This window comes from Kitasatospora paranensis (assembly GCF_039544005.1).
In the GTDB taxonomy this organism is placed as follows: Bacteria; Actinomycetota; Actinomycetes; order Streptomycetales; family Streptomycetaceae; genus Kitasatospora; species Kitasatospora paranensis.
In genome coordinates this window covers 518,573-533,694 of record NZ_BAABKV010000001.1, presented here as the reverse complement: position 1 = coordinate 533,694, position 15,122 = coordinate 518,573, and the positions used below count along the sequence as shown (strand labels likewise).

Annotated in this window: 14 protein-coding genes and 1 pseudogene; 6 read left to right on the top strand and 9 right to left on the bottom strand. The window is 72.5% G+C overall.

All coding sequences use genetic code 11. From position 1 onward, the window contains the following. Positions 1–86: 86 nt before the first annotated feature. Complete coding sequence (locus ABEB13_RS02720; RefSeq protein WP_345704094.1) at positions 87–1,025, bottom strand: DMT family transporter; 939 nt, start codon at positions 1,023–1,025, stop codon at positions 87–89. Between the two features lie 81 nt (positions 1,026–1,106). Between ABEB13_RS02720 and ABEB13_RS02715 the strand changes: the two genes are divergently transcribed. Further along, positions 1,107–2,033 (top strand): LysR family transcriptional regulator, encoded by a 927-nt coding sequence (locus ABEB13_RS02715; RefSeq protein ID WP_345704093.1) that lies wholly within the window; start codon positions 1,107–1,109, stop codon positions 2,031–2,033. An 82-nt stretch (positions 2,034–2,115) separates the two neighbouring features. Here ABEB13_RS02715 and ABEB13_RS02710 read toward each other — a convergent pair whose 3' ends face one another. Beyond that, complete coding sequence (locus ABEB13_RS02710; RefSeq protein ID WP_345704092.1) at positions 2,116–2,682, bottom strand: LamG domain-containing protein; 567 nt, start codon at positions 2,680–2,682, stop codon at positions 2,116–2,118. An 881-nt stretch (positions 2,683–3,563) separates the two neighbouring features. Here ABEB13_RS02710 and ABEB13_RS02705 point away from each other — a divergent pair. The 4 genes and pseudogenes from ABEB13_RS02705 to ABEB13_RS02690 all read left to right on the top strand — a co-directional run bounded on the left by ABEB13_RS02705 (position 3,564) and on the right by ABEB13_RS02690 (position 7,389). After that, positions 3,564–3,947, top strand: a complete 384-nt coding sequence (locus tag ABEB13_RS02705) for a hypothetical protein (protein ID WP_345704091.1) — start codon at positions 3,564–3,566, stop codon at positions 3,945–3,947. A 103-nt stretch (positions 3,948–4,050) separates the two neighbouring features. Beyond that, positions 4,051–6,143, top strand: a pseudogene (locus tag ABEB13_RS02700) (bifunctional polysaccharide deacetylase/glycosyltransferase family 2 protein). Continuing rightward, the gene (locus ABEB13_RS02695; RefSeq protein WP_345704090.1) at positions 6,140–6,760 is read left to right on the top strand and encodes an acyltransferase family protein; all 621 of its coding nucleotides are present in this window, start codon (positions 6,140–6,142) and stop codon (positions 6,758–6,760) included. Before ABEB13_RS02700 ends, ABEB13_RS02695 begins: the two are co-directional and overlap by 4 nt. A 5-nt stretch (positions 6,761–6,765) precedes the next feature. Then, positions 6,766–7,389, top strand: a complete 624-nt coding sequence (locus tag ABEB13_RS02690; protein ID WP_345704089.1) for a hypothetical protein — start codon at positions 6,766–6,768, stop codon at positions 7,387–7,389. A gap of 205 nt (positions 7,390–7,594) precedes the next feature. Here the strand turns inward: ABEB13_RS02690 and ABEB13_RS02685 are convergent, their stop codons facing one another. Both ABEB13_RS02685 and ABEB13_RS02680 read right to left on the bottom strand, forming a co-directional pair. Beyond that, on the bottom strand, positions 7,595–8,254 hold the full coding sequence (locus ABEB13_RS02685) for a DUF4232 domain-containing protein (protein WP_345704088.1): 660 nt from the start codon (positions 8,252–8,254) through the stop codon (positions 7,595–7,597). 799 nt (positions 8,255–9,053) lie between these two features. Next, positions 9,054–9,608: a hypothetical protein gene (locus ABEB13_RS02680; protein WP_345704087.1), complete on the bottom strand. Its 555-nt coding sequence runs from the start codon at positions 9,606–9,608 to the stop codon at positions 9,054–9,056. Between the two features lie 199 nt (positions 9,609–9,807). Between ABEB13_RS02680 and ABEB13_RS02675 the strand changes: the two genes are divergently transcribed. Then, positions 9,808–10,038 (top strand): hypothetical protein, encoded by a 231-nt coding sequence (locus ABEB13_RS02675; RefSeq protein ID WP_345704086.1) that lies wholly within the window; start codon positions 9,808–9,810, stop codon positions 10,036–10,038. Between the two features lie 6 nt (positions 10,039–10,044). Here ABEB13_RS02675 and ABEB13_RS02670 read toward each other — a convergent pair whose 3' ends face one another. From ABEB13_RS02670 to ABEB13_RS02650, 5 genes are all read right to left on the bottom strand, one after another. Next, positions 10,045–10,638 carry a DUF6420 family protein gene (locus tag ABEB13_RS02670; protein WP_345704085.1) on the bottom strand — a complete coding sequence of 198 codons (594 nt, stop codon included), beginning with the start codon at positions 10,636–10,638 and terminating at the stop codon, positions 10,045–10,047. Positions 10,639–11,000: 362 nt separating this feature from the next. After that, positions 11,001–11,207 (bottom strand): hypothetical protein, encoded by a 207-nt coding sequence (locus tag ABEB13_RS02665; protein ID WP_345704084.1) that lies wholly within the window; start codon positions 11,205–11,207, stop codon positions 11,001–11,003. Between the two features lie 140 nt (positions 11,208–11,347). Beyond that, the gene (locus tag ABEB13_RS02660; RefSeq protein WP_345704083.1) at positions 11,348–12,886 is read right to left on the bottom strand and encodes a CYTH and CHAD domain-containing protein; all 1,539 of its coding nucleotides are present in this window, start codon (positions 12,884–12,886) and stop codon (positions 11,348–11,350) included. Positions 12,887–13,029: 143 nt separating this feature from the next. After that, complete coding sequence (locus tag ABEB13_RS02655; RefSeq protein WP_345709515.1) at positions 13,030–13,545, bottom strand: Asp23/Gls24 family envelope stress response protein; 516 nt, start codon at positions 13,543–13,545, stop codon at positions 13,030–13,032. A 195-nt stretch (positions 13,546–13,740) separates the two neighbouring features. Continuing rightward, positions 13,741–14,967 (bottom strand): PP2C family protein-serine/threonine phosphatase, encoded by a 1,227-nt coding sequence (locus ABEB13_RS02650; RefSeq protein WP_345704082.1) that lies wholly within the window; start codon positions 14,965–14,967, stop codon positions 13,741–13,743. Positions 14,968–15,122: the final 155 nt, after the last annotated feature.

Sequence of the window (15,122 nt, the reverse complement as noted above, 5' to 3'; positions counted from 1 at the left end):
CGGCTCTGCGTCGGGCGCGGTCGGGCTGCTCAAGGACATCGCCTGACAACGGACTTCGCTGCGCCGTCGCCCCGCCCCCGGACCGGTCAGACGCCCGTGAGGGCCTCCGCGTTCGGGACGGGGGCGGGCCGCGGGGCCGTGCGGTGGCGGCGTTCGACGGCCTGGCCCCAGGAGGTGCCGGCGACCATGAGGACCGCGCCGAGCGCGGCGATGAGCGCGAGGTGTTCGCCGCCGACGGCGACCCCGGTCACGACCGCCCACACCGGTTCGGTGCCGAGCAGCAGGCTGGCCCGGCTGGCCGAGGTGCGTTGCACGGCCCAGGTCTGCGCGAGGAAGGCGAACACGCTGCAGAACAGGGCGAGGTAGAGCAGTTGGCCCCAGGTGGCGGCCCCGCTGCGGGCCAGCGCGGGCAACTGCGTCGCGGCGGCGGGCAGGAACAGCACGGTGCCGACGGCGGTCTGCACCGTGGTCAGGTGCAGCGGACGGATGGCCCCGTCCGCCGTGCGCCGGCCGACCAGCACGACGTGCCCGGCCCGGACCACGGCCGCCGCCACCATCAGCAGGTCGCCGGTGCCCGGCAGGTGCAGTCCTGTTCCGGACATCAACAGGCCGACGGCCAGCACGCACGTGCCGGCGGCGGCGTGGAACGCGCCCGGCAGCGGGCCGCGTCCGCCCGCCCGGTCGAGCAGCGGGGTCAGCACGATGGTCAGGCTGATGATGAGGCCCGCGTTGGCGGCGCTGGTGTGCGCGACCCCGTACGTCTCCAGGACCAGGACGGCCGCCTGGGTGACCCCGAGCAGGACACCGGAGCGGAGCTCGTCCGGGGTGAACCGCCTGGTCCCGCGGCGTGCCGCGACCAGTCCGCCGCAGGCGACGGCGGAGACGGCGTACCGGACGAGGAGCACGGTCAGGACGGGCACGGCCGTGGTCGCCGTCTTCGCCGCCAGGTAGCTGGAACCCCAGACGACGGCGACGAGCAAGAGGATCACATCGGGGCGGCGCGAGGGGCCGCGGGCATCGGACACGCCCCAACCGTGCACCGGGACGGATGCTGTAGCCCAGTACCACTTACTGAAGGAATGCTGTAGCAGACCTACACTGTCGGCATGGATGCACGGCAGTTGCGGATCCTTCGTGAACTGGGCGAACTGGGCAGCGTGACCGCGGTCGCCGAGGCGTTGCTGGTGACCCCGTCGGCGGTCTCCCAGCAGCTGAGGCTGCTGCAGCGCTCCGTCACGGTGCCGCTGACCGAGCGGGCCGGGCGCCGGGTCGTGCTGACCGACGCGGGGCGGGCGCTGGCCGAGGCGGCCGTCGGGGTGGAGACGGCGCTGGCCCGGGCACGGCAGACCGTCGCCGACTTCGCCGAGCGGCCGGACGGGGACGTGTCGGTCGCCGCCTTCCACAGCGCGGGTGCGGCGTTCTTCCCGCTGCTGCTGCGCGGCCTGGCGGCCCCCGGCGGGCCGCGGCTCTCCTTCGCCGACCAGGACGTGACCCAGGACCGCTTCCCGCCGCTCACCCGTTCGTACGACCTGGTGATCGCCCACCGCCTGGACCACGCGCCGCCGTGGCCGCGCACCGTCACCGCGACCACCCTGCTGCGCGAGCCGCTGGACGTCGCCCTGCCGGCCGGCCACCCACTGACCGCCAGGCGGCGGCTGACCCCGCGCGAGGTGGCGGACGAGCCCTGGATCACCGTCCACGACGGCTTCCCGCTGATGGCCACGGTGGACGCGGTCGCCACGGCGGCCAACCGGCCGCTGCGGATCGCCCACCGGATCAACGAGTTCAGTATGGCCGCGGAGGTCGTCGCGGCCGGCGGCGGCGTCGCCCTGATGCCGCGCTGGACGGCAGGTCCGCACCCCGGCGTCGTGCTCAGACCGCTCACCGGTCTCCACGCCCGGCGGCAGGTCGACGTCCTGCACCGGCCCGAGCGGACCGCCCGCCGGGCGGTCCGTACCGTCCTGGCCGAGCTGGGCCGGGCCGCCGAGGTGATCCGCGGCCGGGACGCCGGTGCGTGCACCCCGGGATGCTGACGACAGGTGGCCGCCGCCGCCGGGACGGAGGTGCCGATGGAGTCCGTGAGGTTGTCGAAGCTGTGGGCAGTGGTGGGCCGGGTCAGGACTTCGGCACGGTGTTGATGTAGTCGGTGTTGGCGCTGTAGAAGCCGTCCACCGTCTTCTGGACGTCCGCCTGGGACACGGCCTCACCGGCCTTGTAGTAGAACCAGTTGACCTTCATGTCCCACGTCCGGGAGCCACCGGTGAAGGGGAGGTCGATGAACCAGTTGCTGAAGTGGATGTCCATGTTCTCGCGTGGGACGTACTTGCCGGAGCTGGTGAACAGCTCCTTGCCGTCCATGGAGTACGTGACCTTCCCGTTCATGGCAGTGACCATCATGATGTGCCAGCCGCCGAGGTGCTGCCTGAGGGCATGGGTGACCCGGTCCGGCGGGTCGGCCCGGTACCAGCTCGTGGTGTCGAGTTCCGGTCCCACCGAACCCCAGCCGCCGTTGGGCATGTACTCGAAGTCGAGTTCGCTGTAGTTCGCCGACGAGTCCTCGGGGGAGATCGGGAAGTACGACTGGACGACGTGGTCGCCGTTGCGACCGCCGGTGGGCTTGTCGCCGAGGTAGACCCGGGCGGCGAAGGTCCCCGTGAGGAGGCCGGTGCCGGTGCTCTGCACCTCGACCTGTTTGGTGCCCTGCTTGGTGCCGTCGGTGGACGCCTGCAGTTGCAGAGTCCTGCCCCCTGGGCGGTTGCGTCGGCGGGGAAGCCGGCGCCGGCGGCGGACCAGGTGTCCTTGACCCCGGGGCCGCCCTCGCCCTCGCGGACCTGCCAGCCGTGCGCGGTGAACGAGGGGTCGTCGGGACCGCTGTAGTGGAAGTCGTCGAAGAGGGTTCCCGGCGGTCCGGACGGGGTCGCCGAGGCGCTGCGGGCGGGCACGCCCTGCGCGGGCGCGTCGGCACTCCCGCCGGTCGTGGTGGCGCCGGAACACGCGGCGAGTACGCAGACGAGGGTCGGCAGCGTGAGCACGGTCCACGCGCAGCGGCGAGGGGTGCGGCGGGGCTGGCTCACGGGGGCTCCTTGGGGCGTGGAGGCGGCACCAGGACACGCCCTTTGCAGAATGATCAACGACTGATCACATCGATCGAGGGCGTCATCCTAGCGAAGCGCGCGATCCCTGCCGCCCCGCACGTGGTCGGGATCACGGTCCGAGCCCGGGGGTGACGGCGCGCTCGGAGGCCCCGGATCCCGCTGTATGCGAACGACTGCTAGGAGGGCTGGATCGGCCGGCTGCGACCGAGAAATGTACCGATCGGTAGCCGGCGACCGTGCGGATGCCCCCATGGCCCCTGACCTGCCGTTAGGCATTCCAGTTCGATTACAACACCTGAACATATCGGACCAATTGCCACCATCGAGGCCAATTCGGATCATGCCGGTGCACTACCGTTCCCCCTCTACGCCCACGCGGTCCACGTACCCTGCACGGAAAGGCCTCGCAAGGTGCGCGAAGTCATCACGTCCCTCGAACGCGGACCGGCGCAGCGGGCACAGCCTGACATGTTCGAGTCGGAATACGAGGAGCCCGCTCCCGCACCGGTGTTCGTCGACCAGTCGGGCGCGCGCGGCCGACTGCTGCGCGGCTTCGGCTGGCCGGTCTCCGTGGTCGGCGCGGTCCTGGCGGCCGCCATGGGCAGCAGCCTGATCGGCGTGCAGGCGGCCGCTCCCGCGATGGGGATACCCGTGCAGCCCTCGCTGTCGCCCACCCCGTCGCCCTCGCCCACCCCGTCGCTGTCGCCCACCCCGTCACCCTCGTCGTCCGCGCACCGGACTGCCACGGGATCCGCGACGGCCCACGCGAAGCGCTCGGCCACCGCGCCGAGGGCCGCGACCACCACTGCGCACGAGGCGACGCGTTCGGGTCAGCCGACCAAGCACGCCTGACCGCCCGCATCAATCGATTCCAGGAGCGTCATTGTCCCGCCCCCAGCGCGGCCTACGCCGCCGGCAGGCCCTGCTGAGGCCGCGCCGACTGGCCGCGCCACCGCTGCGCTTCTTCATGCCGCTGTCCCTGCTGGCGTGCCTGCTCGCGCTCCTCGTCCTGCGCGGCCTCGCCACCAACGAGGTCTTCCACGACACCCGGATCGCGATCTCGGTCGACAAGACGACCGTGCCGGACTACCTGCTCAAGGGCGGCCCGATCATCGATGCGCGGGGCAGCAAGAACGAACACCCCGTGAGCTACCGCATACCCGACCGCACCGTGGTCCTGAGCTTCGACGACGGTCCCTCGCCACAATGGACCCCGAAGATCCTGGACGTGCTCGCGGCCCACCACGTCCGTGCCGACTTCTTCGTGACCGGCGCGATGGCCACGCGGAACCCGGAGCTGATCCGGAAGATCGTCGCGGGCGGCAACGAACTCGGCGTGCACACCTTCACCCACCCCGATCTGGTCTACCAGTCCCACGCCCGGATCACCTGGGAGCTGGCGCAGACGCAGCTGGCCCTGGCCGGTGTCGCGGGCGTCCACAGCGCGTTGTTCCGCCCGCCGTACTCCTCCGACGCGTCCGCGCTGGACGACTGGAACTACCCGGTGCTGAAGTACGTGGGTTCGCACGGGTACGTCACCGCGTTCATCGACGCCGACACCGACGACTGGAAGCGTCCCGGTGTCGACAAGATCGTCCAGGCGGCGATGCCGCCCAGGCCCGGCGCGGGTCGGCTGATCCTGTTGCACGACGCGGGCGGCGACCGCGCCCAGACCGTCACCGCGCTCGGGCGGATCATCGACCGGTTGCAGGGCCAGGGGTACCGCTTCACCACCATCTCCGACGCACTCGGCGCGTCCAGCGCGATGACCCCGGTGCACGGGTACCAGCTGTGGGCGGGCAAGGGGTTCATCTGGGCCAGCCGCGTGGCCGTGCTCACCCTGCCGGTCCTGGTCGGGCTGCTGGCCGCCGTCGGCTTCCTCAACTTCGGCCGGTTCGCGCTGATGATCGTCCTCGCGCCGATCCACGCCCGCCGCTCCCGGCGACTGGACGCCTGGGGGCCGCCGTTCACCGAACCGGTCACTGTGCTCGTCCCGGCCTACAACGAGCGCGAGTGCATCGCCAACACGCTGAACTCCCTTGCCGCCAGTGACTATCCGATCGAAGTGATCGTCATCGACGACGGCTCCACGGACGGCACCGCGGACATCGTCGAGAGGATGGACCTGCCGTTCGTCCGGCTCATCCGCAAGGTCAACGGCGGCAAGTCCACCGCGCTCAACACCGGGATCGCGGCCGCCTCGTACGACATCATCGTGATGATGGACGGCGACACCGTCTTCGAGTCCACCACCGTGCGCGAGCTGGTCCAGCCCTTCGGCGACCCGGCCATCGGCGCGGTCGCGGGCAACGCCAAGGTCGGCAACCGCGAGAGCCTGATCGGTGCCTGGCAGCACATCGAGTACATCCTGGGCCACAACCTGGACCGCCGGATGTACGACGTGCTCAACGTCATCCCGACCATCCCCGGCGCGGTCGGCGCCTTCCGCAGGAGGCCCTGCAGCGGGTCGGCGGGATGAGCGACGACACCCTCGCCGAGGACACCGACATCACCATTGCGGTGCTCTGCGACGGCTGGCGGATCGTCTATGCCGAGCGCGCCCGCGCCTGGACCGAGGCCCCCGCCAGCCTCCAGCAGCTCTGGTCCCAGCGGTACCGCTGGAGCTACGGCAGTATGCAGGCGATGTGGAAGCACCGCCGCGCCGTGACCTCCCGCGGTCCGGCGGGACGCTTCGGCAGGCTCGGGCTGCCGCTCGTCGTCCTGTTCGGCGTCATCGCCCCGCTGCTGGCCCCGATGGTCGACCTGTTCCTGCTGTACGGGGTGCTGTTCGGGGACGCCTCGCTCACCCTCGCCAGCTGGGGCGGCTTCATCCTGCTCCAGGGCCTGCTGTCCTGGTACGCCTTCCGGCTCGACCGGGAGAAGCCGATGTACCTGATCAGCCTGCCGCTCCAGCAGCTGGTGTACCGGCAGCTGATGTACATCGTCCTGTTGCAGTCCGCGATCACGGCGATGACCGGTGGCCGACTGCGCTGGCAGAAGCTCCGGCGCACCGGCGAGGTCGCTGCACCGGTGGAGGCCCGATCATGACCGCACCCACCGATCTCACGTGGGCCCAGGGCGACACCCTCCGGTTGAGGGTCCCCGCCGTTCTGCGACAGGAGCCACCGGCGGCGGCACCGTCCGGGCGCAAGGGCGGCCGGGACCGCTATCTCGACCTGCTGCGCGCACTGGCGTTGGTGCGCGTGGTGCTCTACCACAACTTCGGCTGGTTCCTGCTGCCCCTCGTCTTCCCGTCGATGGGCGTGATGTTCGCGCTGGCCGGTTCGCTGATGACCCGCTCGCTCGACCGTCCCGCGCTCGGGGTGATCCGCGGCCGACTGCGCCGGCTGCTGCCGCCCATGTGGCTGTTCGGCGGCATCATGATCACCCTCCAGATCCTCGACGGCTGGGGCCCGCAGTCCGAGGGCCACCCCTCCTGGTGGTGGGGCAAGATGGCGTTCTGGCTCCTGCCGCTGAGCACTCCTCCGTACGCGGAGGGCCTGGCCGGTTTCCATCACCACGTGGAACACACCTGGGCCGAGCAGCTCGTCGTCCCGCTCTGGTACCTGCGGGCCTACCTGTGGTACGTCCTGCTCTCACCGCTGATGCTCCGGGCACTGCGACGCTTCCCGGTGGTGACGCTGTTCACCCCCTGGCGATGGTGATCGTCATGAACACGTTCTTCGCCGACCAGGAGTTCATCTACGGTCGGGTCTGGGAGACCGCCAACGACTTCGCGACCTTCGGATCCTGCTGGATCCTCGGCATGGCCCACCAGGAGGGGCTGCTCAAGAGGATGTCGCCGTACATCCTGCCGTCCCTCGCGCCGTTCGTCATGGCGGCGGCCTGGTGGTACCTGCAGACCCGGCCCGTCGATCCGTCGGAGCCGACCGACATCGAGAGCTGGCCGATCGCCCAGGCCCTGTGGTCCTTGGGCTTCGTCGCCCTCCTGCTCCATGTCAGCCCCTCCTGGGACCGGTGGCCCAGACCGCTGGAACGCTGGAACGGCCTGGTCAGTCTCCTCAACTCGCGTGCCGTGAGCGTCTACCTCTGGCACGAGACCGCGCTGCTGGTCGCCGTCCCGCTGATCGATCCCCTCTGGGGCGTCGATTTCGTCTACAAGCACTTCCAATGGCTGCTGACCAGCCAATGGTTCACGCTGCTGGTGGCGATCCCGCTGCTCGGCCTGTTGGTGCTGACCTTCGGCTGGGTCGAGGATGTGGCCGCCAAACGCTCTCCGCGGCTCTTCCCGTACCCGCGCCGCCGGGCGGGCAGGCGCCGGATCGTCGCCTGACGGGGCTGCAGGCAGAGCACGGGCTCTCGGGCTCACCCCTCTCGGATGCCGACAGGGGTGACGCCGGCCGAAGGCAGCGCAACATCGGGCCCGTCTCCGGGAAGCCGTCAGCACTCACCTGGCCGGGCCTGTAGGCGGCGGTCCGGCGCCGATCCCCGGCGGCGGAAGCCGCCCCCGAGGGGCGGGCCCGGACGGGCGCCCGCGGTCACTCGCCCTGGCCGGCGCTTCCCATCGGGCCGATCTTCACCGGGGAGCCGCTGCCGTCCGTGACGGGCAGCGAGCCGGCGCCGGGCCAGGACAGGGTGACCGGGTGGGTCTCGTCCGGCGGGGTCACCACCAGGCCGGTGATCCGGACGCCGGAGCCGCCCGAGGTGTTGGCCGGGTAACTGATGCCGAAGTACGTCGACTTGCCGTTCTTCAGGGTGCCCGCGACGACCGGTTCGCCGGACCGCTTCGCGGACAGTGTGCCGGCCGAGGTCTTGAGGTCGACGCCCGCGTACCCGGCAAGGGTGCAGTCCTTGCCGCTGTGGTTCTTCAGCTCGACCACGACGGTGTTGTCGGCGTCGCCCGTGATGGTGCGGTCCGCGGCGGTGATGGTCAGGTCGGCGGTTCGGCACTTGGCGGCCTTCCCGGCCCCGGTGGAGCCGGCCGGTGCGGCGGTGGGCGGGGTGCTGCCCTTCCCGGGGCCGCCCGAGGTCCCAGTGCCCGAAGTCGGGCTGTCCGAGGCCGGACCGCCGGTGGGGGAGACGGCGGTGGACGCGGTCGGGGCGCCGGCCGCGGTGCCCGCCTGGTCGTCCTGGCAGGCGGTGAGCGAGAGGGCGGCGGTGACGGCCAGGGCGGCGAAGGCGAGCTTGCGGACGTGCATGGTGTTCCTCCGGTCGGGGTGGCGGTGCCTGGTGCTCGGTGCGAGCGGGTTTCCGAAGATCAGGACCGCCGGCCCGGACGAACCGTTCCGCCCGGGCCGCCCCCAGGACAGTGCTGTGACATGTACGGCCGCAATCGACCCGCTCCGCTGCCCGCGTGCCGTGCCGCGCCCCGCCGCCGACCTGCCCTGACGCCCAATCACACCGCCGCCCCGCACTGCCGATGCATTCGCCGACCGCCGGGACAGACCCGTGACCCGGAGCACCTTGACCGCAGTACATGACCATGGAAGCTCGGCGCGCTCGGCCCCGGTCCCAGGTTCCGGTTCGGGCCCGTCGGCGGGGCGGCCAGTGGCGAGCGACCAGGTGCGCGCAGCGCCGACCCCACGTCCTGGCAGCCGCCCCCGACCACCTGACCCGCCCGACGCGCACCTGCGAGCGTTCCGGCCGCGGATGCCAAAGGCCAGGTTCCTGTCCTGGAGGCCCCGCCGTGCCGAGGGGCCGTCAGTCCGGTGCCTGGCGGCAGCGCCGGCGCGCCTGGTTTGCCGCGGTGTGTCCCGCCCGGAGCATCGCAGGTTCCTCCGGCATCTCCGCCACCCTCGTCCGTCGCCTGCTGCGCGCACTCGGGGCGTCGTCCGGCGCGGATCGCCAGCGGCTCAACGGACGCGGTCCTGGGTGCCCCGGTGTCCGGCGGCGACCAGCCTTCGGCACTCGGCCGGGTTTGATGGTGGCAGGGGCGCGGCCAGGCAATGCCGCGGGTGGAATGAGCACGACCGGCAAGTCGGTGTCCGGAGGGCCGGGTCAGCTGGGGTGAGGCTCCTCGGGGGTGTCCTCGAGCCGCTTGAGTGCGGCCTTGCGCAGTTGCGCCAGCTGGAAGGCCCCGGCGCGGGCGGGTTCGTCGCCGTGGAACGCTGCCAGCACGGTGCCGTCAGGTGCGGTCAGCGTACGTGCCTCTCCGGAGTAGTGGTCCCCTGCGCTCCAGTACTCCCACGCGCGGCTGTCGAGGCGGACGTCCTCCCACCGCAGTGCGCGCAGCACGCCCCGCCTGCCGGCCACCAGGCCGTGCTCGTAGCAGTACAGCCTGGGAGCCGGCCCACCCGGGCGCCGGGAGAAGGTGTCCAGATACGTCATCAGGACCAGCCCCACACCGACGAGCAGCACGCTCCAGAAGAAGGACACCGCAAGCCAGGAGGAGCCGTGCCGCAGGAGACCGAGGACCCCGCCGGCAGCGGACGCGCCGCCGACCGGCACGAAGAACCACATCTCGTCGTTGTAACTCGGACTGGCGAACCGTACGTACCGGCCCAGACCCGCCTCGGCGGCCATGTCGTCGGCCCTCTGCCGTTCCTGACGCACAGTTTCCCCTTCCTCGCCCGGCTCCCTGGAAGGGACGCAGCCCGGCTCCGCACCGTTCCCGGCGGCAGGGCCGGGGCCTGGGGAAACGTCATCCAGATATTTCGTGTTCGTGAGCGCATCGGCCGGATAGCGTCTGCGGGTGATCACTATGCAGGTGAGGTCGGAGTCCGGGGAGATTCTGGCCAGGGCAGTTTGCGGCTTGGCCTGGTCCGGGGCCCTTGCCGGCCTGGAGCAGGCGGGCTTCCCCATGCTGGGCGGCCTGCTCCCGTATGCCGAAGCGGTCTTCAACCAACGCCAGGTCCCGGTGCTGATCAGTGAGTTGGACCGGCTCCCGGACGAGCTGCGCGGGCCGTGGGTGGACGAGGTCCGCATCCTCGGGCAGGTCGTGCTGGAGGGTCCGCACCGGTATCTGTGGTTCGTCGGCGACTGACCGCCGTCAGTCCGGGGCCTGTCCCAGGGCCTGCCATCCGCCGGGGCCGGGTTGGACGGAATGGGCCTCGTCCGCGCGGACGGCGACGCCGACCGCGGCGGTCGCGTCCAGGTGGTCCACGATCGCCGCGGGCGGGCCGGCGGCCGCGATGGCGGAGGCCTCGAGCCGGTCGACGGGCCCGTGATCGCCCACCTCGATCGTGAGCAGCGCCCGGACGAACGCCCGCCGGTCGATGCTCCCGTACAGGAACTGGAAGGACCGATAGACGTTCCCGGGCGCGAACCGGGCCGAGCGGGTGCAGCCGGCGAGCAGGCAGGACGCCTCCGCCGCGAGCGCGAGCCGCTTGGACGCCTGGTCCTTGGCCAGCGTGGTCTGCGCGTCGCAGCCCGGATGATCGAGCGTGATCCAGTGGTGTCCGGTGGTCTCAACGGCGGTCAGCCGGCCGCCGCCAGGGGTGACGAACCGCCCCTCGCGATGTCCCCGAACGGGTGGGCCACCGGCAGACCCGCCTCGCTCCCGCGCAACGGCGGCAGCCCGTCGTACGCGGTGCGCCGGCCGAGAATTCCACGGTCGGCGTCCAACGGAGCGCTCCCTCGACAACGGCCTTCACGTCGGACTGACGAGTCCTCAGCAGGCGGCGCACGCATGTACAGCCGCCCCGGAATTCGGACACCGGGTCCGGCGGCGAACCTACCGTTACTGGGGGAGGGGCCATTCGCCGCTGTCGTCGGATCGCCGGAGCCGGCAGGAGGACCAGTGCCGACTCCCCCCACCTGGCCTGCCGTCGCGACCTCGAGGTGTCGCCGTGGTCCGGCATGACCCGGGAGCTCCCGCCACACGGAGGCGTCCCGAGGCCTTTCATCCGCCACACCGTTCGCCGCCTCACGGGGCGGCCGACGAGGCTGCTCACCGCGATGCGGACCGGTTCCCTCATCGCCGAGAACTGTCCGGAACGGGCTTCCTCACTGCGGTTCAGCTCCCAGGGCGAGCAGGGTGTTCTGTACCACTTCGGTCAGGGCGGGGTGGATCCACAGCGGCCGGTGGGTGACCTCTTGGGCGGTCATGCCGCTGGTCATGGCGAGGACCAACGGTTGCACGAGGGCGGCGGCCTGCGGGCCGAGCAGGTGGGCGCCGAGCAGCCGTCCCACGAGATCGTAACGATGCGTCATCGGAGCGTACCCGCCGAGCGGGTGCGGCCCACCGGGGCGGTGCCGCTGACCCGGCCGGTGACCTGGCCGGTGGTGATGCGGTCGTGCGAGATCGCGATGCCGCTCATCGGTTCTCCTCACGAGTGGCGCGGTGGGACCGGTCAGCTGCGCAGGCGCTTGTACGCCCTCGCGGCGGCTTCGAGGTCGCGGCGCTGGTGGCGGCGCTGGGCTGCGTGCAGAACTCCGAGGCCGAAGGCCTCCGGGGCGGCGGTCGACGGTCGCGATGCGAGGGCGCGCAGTGCCTGCTCGCGCATGACGCCGTCCTGGTGGCTGCCGAGCGGCTGCTGGACCTTCTTCATCCGCTTGCGGAGCTGCGCGGCCCGGCGCTCGGTGAGGGGGAGGACGCTCTCGGCCGCGTAGCGGGCCCGCTTGGCCGCCTTGCGGGCCCGGTGCAGGGCCCGGTCGCGCTTCGGCCCCGGGGGAAGGCCGAGTGCGCTGCCGAGCCGCTCGGTCGTCCGCCGCCGTTGCCGCCGCAGCATGCGGCGTGCCTGCGCCCGGCCCTTGCGGGCGCGGCGGCGCAGCGGCGGGTCGTCGGCCAGCCGTTCCAGGGCGTCCAGCAGGGCGAAGTAGCGCGGGCTGTCCATGGCCTCCACCGCGGCGGCATGTGCCTCGTCGTAGCGCCGGGCGAAATGCGAGGCGAGCAGCTGCCCGGTCCGGGCGGGATGGGCGTCAGCCGGGAGGTCGTCGGCCCCGGCGGTGAGCGATGCGCCGAGAACCTCGGCGTCCCTGGCCCGTCCGAGGACCTTCCCCCACCACCGGAGCTCCTGGTCGAGCCGATCCGTCGCGTGTTTGCGCAGGATCCGGCGGTGGGCGGCGAGTGCACTGCGCAGTCGGCGGACGTGGACCCGCATGCGGTGCACGGAGTCCGGTTCGTCGAGCCGAACGGCCGGGTCGAGCGCCCGCAGCCCCGCGACCTGGTCGCGCAGGTAGGCCGTCACCGCGTCCCCGAGGGAGCGGGTGGGGTGGAGCGGGCGCGCGGGTGCCGCGGCGCGGTTGCCGTCGGGGCCCTCGGGCAGGCGACCGCGCAGGACGCGGCCGAGCTTGGAGGGGGAGGACGACAGGTGCAGCCCGTGCTCGGCGAGGGCCGCCTCCACCGTGTCGAGCAGCTCCGGGTCTCCCTCGGCCAGTTCCACCTCGGTCTCCACCCACTGCGTGTCACCGGCGCTCCGCCCCGCGCCGCGGGCCGGCGGCCCGGAGGAGCCCGGCAGTTCGGCGGAGACGGTGTCCCGCGCCACTTCCGCCAGGGTGCGGCCGTCGGCGCCGACCAGCAGGGTCAGGTCCCGCCTGGTCCGCAGGTGGGCCACCGCGGCCAGCGCGGATCCGCGGGCATCCGTGCGGGTCCTGGCCACCAGCTCGGGTGGAGGCGAGTCGCCTCCGTCCAGCGGCAGCCGGATCTCGGTGCGGGTTCCGTTCCCGCCCGGCGTCTTGAGGTGCCAGCCGGCGTCGTGGCCTCCCGCACGTCGGCGCAGGGTGATCCCCCGGCGCAGCAGCCGGAGATCCTCCGTGTCGAAGTAGACGGCGTCGAGAGTCTCGGTGCCGCCCGACCGGACCGCTGCCACCTGCGGCAGTGAGGCCGCCGACAGCCGTCCCTGGAGGGCGCCGTCGTACGTGCGCTCGTTCTCCTCGTGCACAGTCGCCATACTCCGCGTCTGTCCTGTCCGTGCTGCTCCAACCCTCGCAGGGCACCCCCTGCTCCGGCCTGCCTGCCGATGAGCCCCGGCACCGGTGTGCCTCCGTGGACCCGGCGCCGCGCGCTCCATGGTCCGCGTTCCTCCGGGGACGGTCAGAGGACGCGTCGGCCCTTGCCCTCCGGGACGTCGTCCTGCGGCAGGTGCACGTCGGTGACACGGAGGTTCACCTCGACGACCTCCAGACCGGTCATGTCTTCCACGGCGGAGACCACCCGGGCCCGCACGGCCGTCGCCAGTTCGGGGACGGAGGCGCCGTACTCGATGACGAGGTCGAGGTCGGCGGCTGCCTGTCGTCGGCCGACCTCCACCTGCACGCCCTGCTCGGGGCCGGGCCCGCCGCCGAGATCGTGGACGCCGGGGACCTCACGGGCCGCGGTGCCGACGATCTTGGCCACGGCTTCCTCCGAGACGGTCGTCCCGCCCTCGCTGCGGCCTGGCCGGCCGTCGTCGGCATCGTTGCCGTTCGGGCGGGACCCGGCGTCGTCCGGTCCCGTGCCACCGGGCCGCGGGCCGGTCCGCTGCGGCCCGCCCGGGAGAGGGGAACCTTCCGGCCTCGCGACCGTCGGCGCCGGGCCGTGTCCGGCCGGATCGGTGGGGTCGATCCTCATCATGCTCACCTGCCTGCACGCGGATTGCCGACCGCCCCGGTCGGCCCGAGAAGCGCCTGCCCGGCGTCGGGGGGACGAACCCTTCGCGTACCGGCCCGTCGTGGCCGGCGGACGGGCTGCCTGGCCACCCGGCGCACGGTGGGGGAGAGGGGCGGCGGGGCCGAGCGGCCATCCGGGCGTGCCGGGGCGCTGCCCTCACGATCCGGGGTGCCATTCGACGAGCATGACCGTGGCGTCGTCCCGCAGGTCGTGGTCGCGGTGGGCCAGGAGCGCGTTCATGAGACGTCGGAGGGCCTCGGGAGCCCGCTCGCCGGTGCTGGTGGCGCGCACGACCGTGTCGATGAGGCGCTCCTCGCCGAAGAGGTCGCCGGTGGTTGAACGGGCCTCGGTCACGCCGTCGGTGTGGATGAGGACCCGGTCGTCCGGCTGCAGCCGCGCCCGGTGCAGCGGCACCGGTGCGAAATCGCCGCCGAGTCCGAGCGGGAGGTGCGTCCGGCGCTCGAGCGCGCCGGGCACCACACGGCCGGCCCGGATCAGCAGCGGGGGAGGATGGCCACAGTTGACCCAGGAGAGCAGCCCGGTGGCGGTGTCGAGGTCGGCGATCACCGCGGTCAGCAGTCGGTCGGGGATCCAGCGCGTCAGCGCGCCGTCGATGGCCTCGGCGATGTCCGTGGGCGTGCCGTCGGCCCGGCGCGTCGAGCGGCAGGCAGCGAGAGCGACGGCGCTGGCACCACCTGAGGCGAGATCGTGCCCCATCGCGTCGACGACCGTCAGGTGGAGCAGATCGCCGGCCAGACTGTGGTCGAACGCGTCCCCGGCCACGTCGTAGGCCGGTTCGAGGAGAGCGCTGGAGGTGACCGTGCGGGTGCCGATCGTGCGGGGCGGCACGAACGCCCACAGCAGTTCGGACTGCAGACTCATGGGCCGGGTCCGGACGGTGCGGACGAACACGTCGCTGAACGTGCTCTTCGACACGACGATCAATGTCACCAGGGAGGCGAGCGCCTGGGCACGGGCGAGCAGGCGGCCTTCCCCGGCCTCGGCCACCACCTTCAGCACCCCGATGCGTTCGATCCCGTCGACCAGCGGGACCCAACCCACGCCCGGGGAGCCCGGGGCCGCCTCGGTGCGACGCAGGCGGTAGGCCCGCCCGGCCAGCGTGCCGTCCACGTCCAACGCACCGGCCGGCTTGCGCATGTGCGGATCGGGCAGCGGCACCAGCAGGCGTTGCTGCAGATCGGCCAGGTACACCTCCGCCCGCAGCAGACCCAGGGCCCGCCCCGCTGCTCGGATCAGGGCGGGGACGTCCCGCGGTGCGGCATCGTGCGAAGCCTCCAGCACTGCGGCGAGGACCGCGCCCAGCAGGGCGTCACCCTCCCCGGCCGCCGCGTCGGACACCGCGTCCACGCCCGGACCGCCCACCCTGATCACCTCCTGTCGGCCCGTCGGGGCCGACGGCCTGACCGGCGCGACTGTCCTGACGTTACGGTCGGGGCCTCCTGCGCGCGCGCCGGCTTCGGCCACGGTCGGGGCTTCGGGTACCAGTGGTGACGTCGTCGGCTGCCTGCGCCGGAGGG

What these genes read in the sequence shown, in the direction of transcription:
- ABEB13_RS02715 (WP_345704093.1), top strand. Translation starts at nt 1,107, where the DNA reads ATGGATGCACGGCAGTTGCGGATCCTTCGTGAACTGGGCGAACTGGGC.
- ABEB13_RS02705 (WP_345704091.1), top strand. Translation starts at nt 3,564, where the DNA reads ATGTTCGAGTCGGAATACGAGGAGCCCGCTCCCGCACCGGTGTTCGTC.
- ABEB13_RS02695 (WP_345704090.1), top strand. Translation starts at nt 6,140, where the DNA reads ATGACCGCACCCACCGATCTCACGTGGGCCCAGGGCGACACCCTCCGG.
- ABEB13_RS02690 (WP_345704089.1), top strand. Translation starts at nt 6,766, where the DNA reads ATGAACACGTTCTTCGCCGACCAGGAGTTCATCTACGGTCGGGTCTGG.
- ABEB13_RS02685 (WP_345704088.1), bottom strand. Translation starts at nt 8,254, where the DNA reads ATGCACGTCCGCAAGCTCGCCTTCGCCGCCCTGGCCGTCACCGCCGCC.
- ABEB13_RS02665 (WP_345704084.1), bottom strand. Translation starts at nt 11,207, where the DNA reads ATGACGCATCGTTACGATCTCGTGGGACGGCTGCTCGGCGCCCACCTG.
- ABEB13_RS02660 (WP_345704083.1), bottom strand. Translation starts at nt 12,886, where the DNA reads ATGGCGACTGTGCACGAGGAGAACGAGCGCACGTACGACGGCGCCCTC.
- ABEB13_RS02655 (WP_345709515.1), bottom strand. Translation starts at nt 13,545, where the DNA reads ATGAGGATCGACCCCACCGATCCGGCCGGACACGGCCCGGCGCCGACG.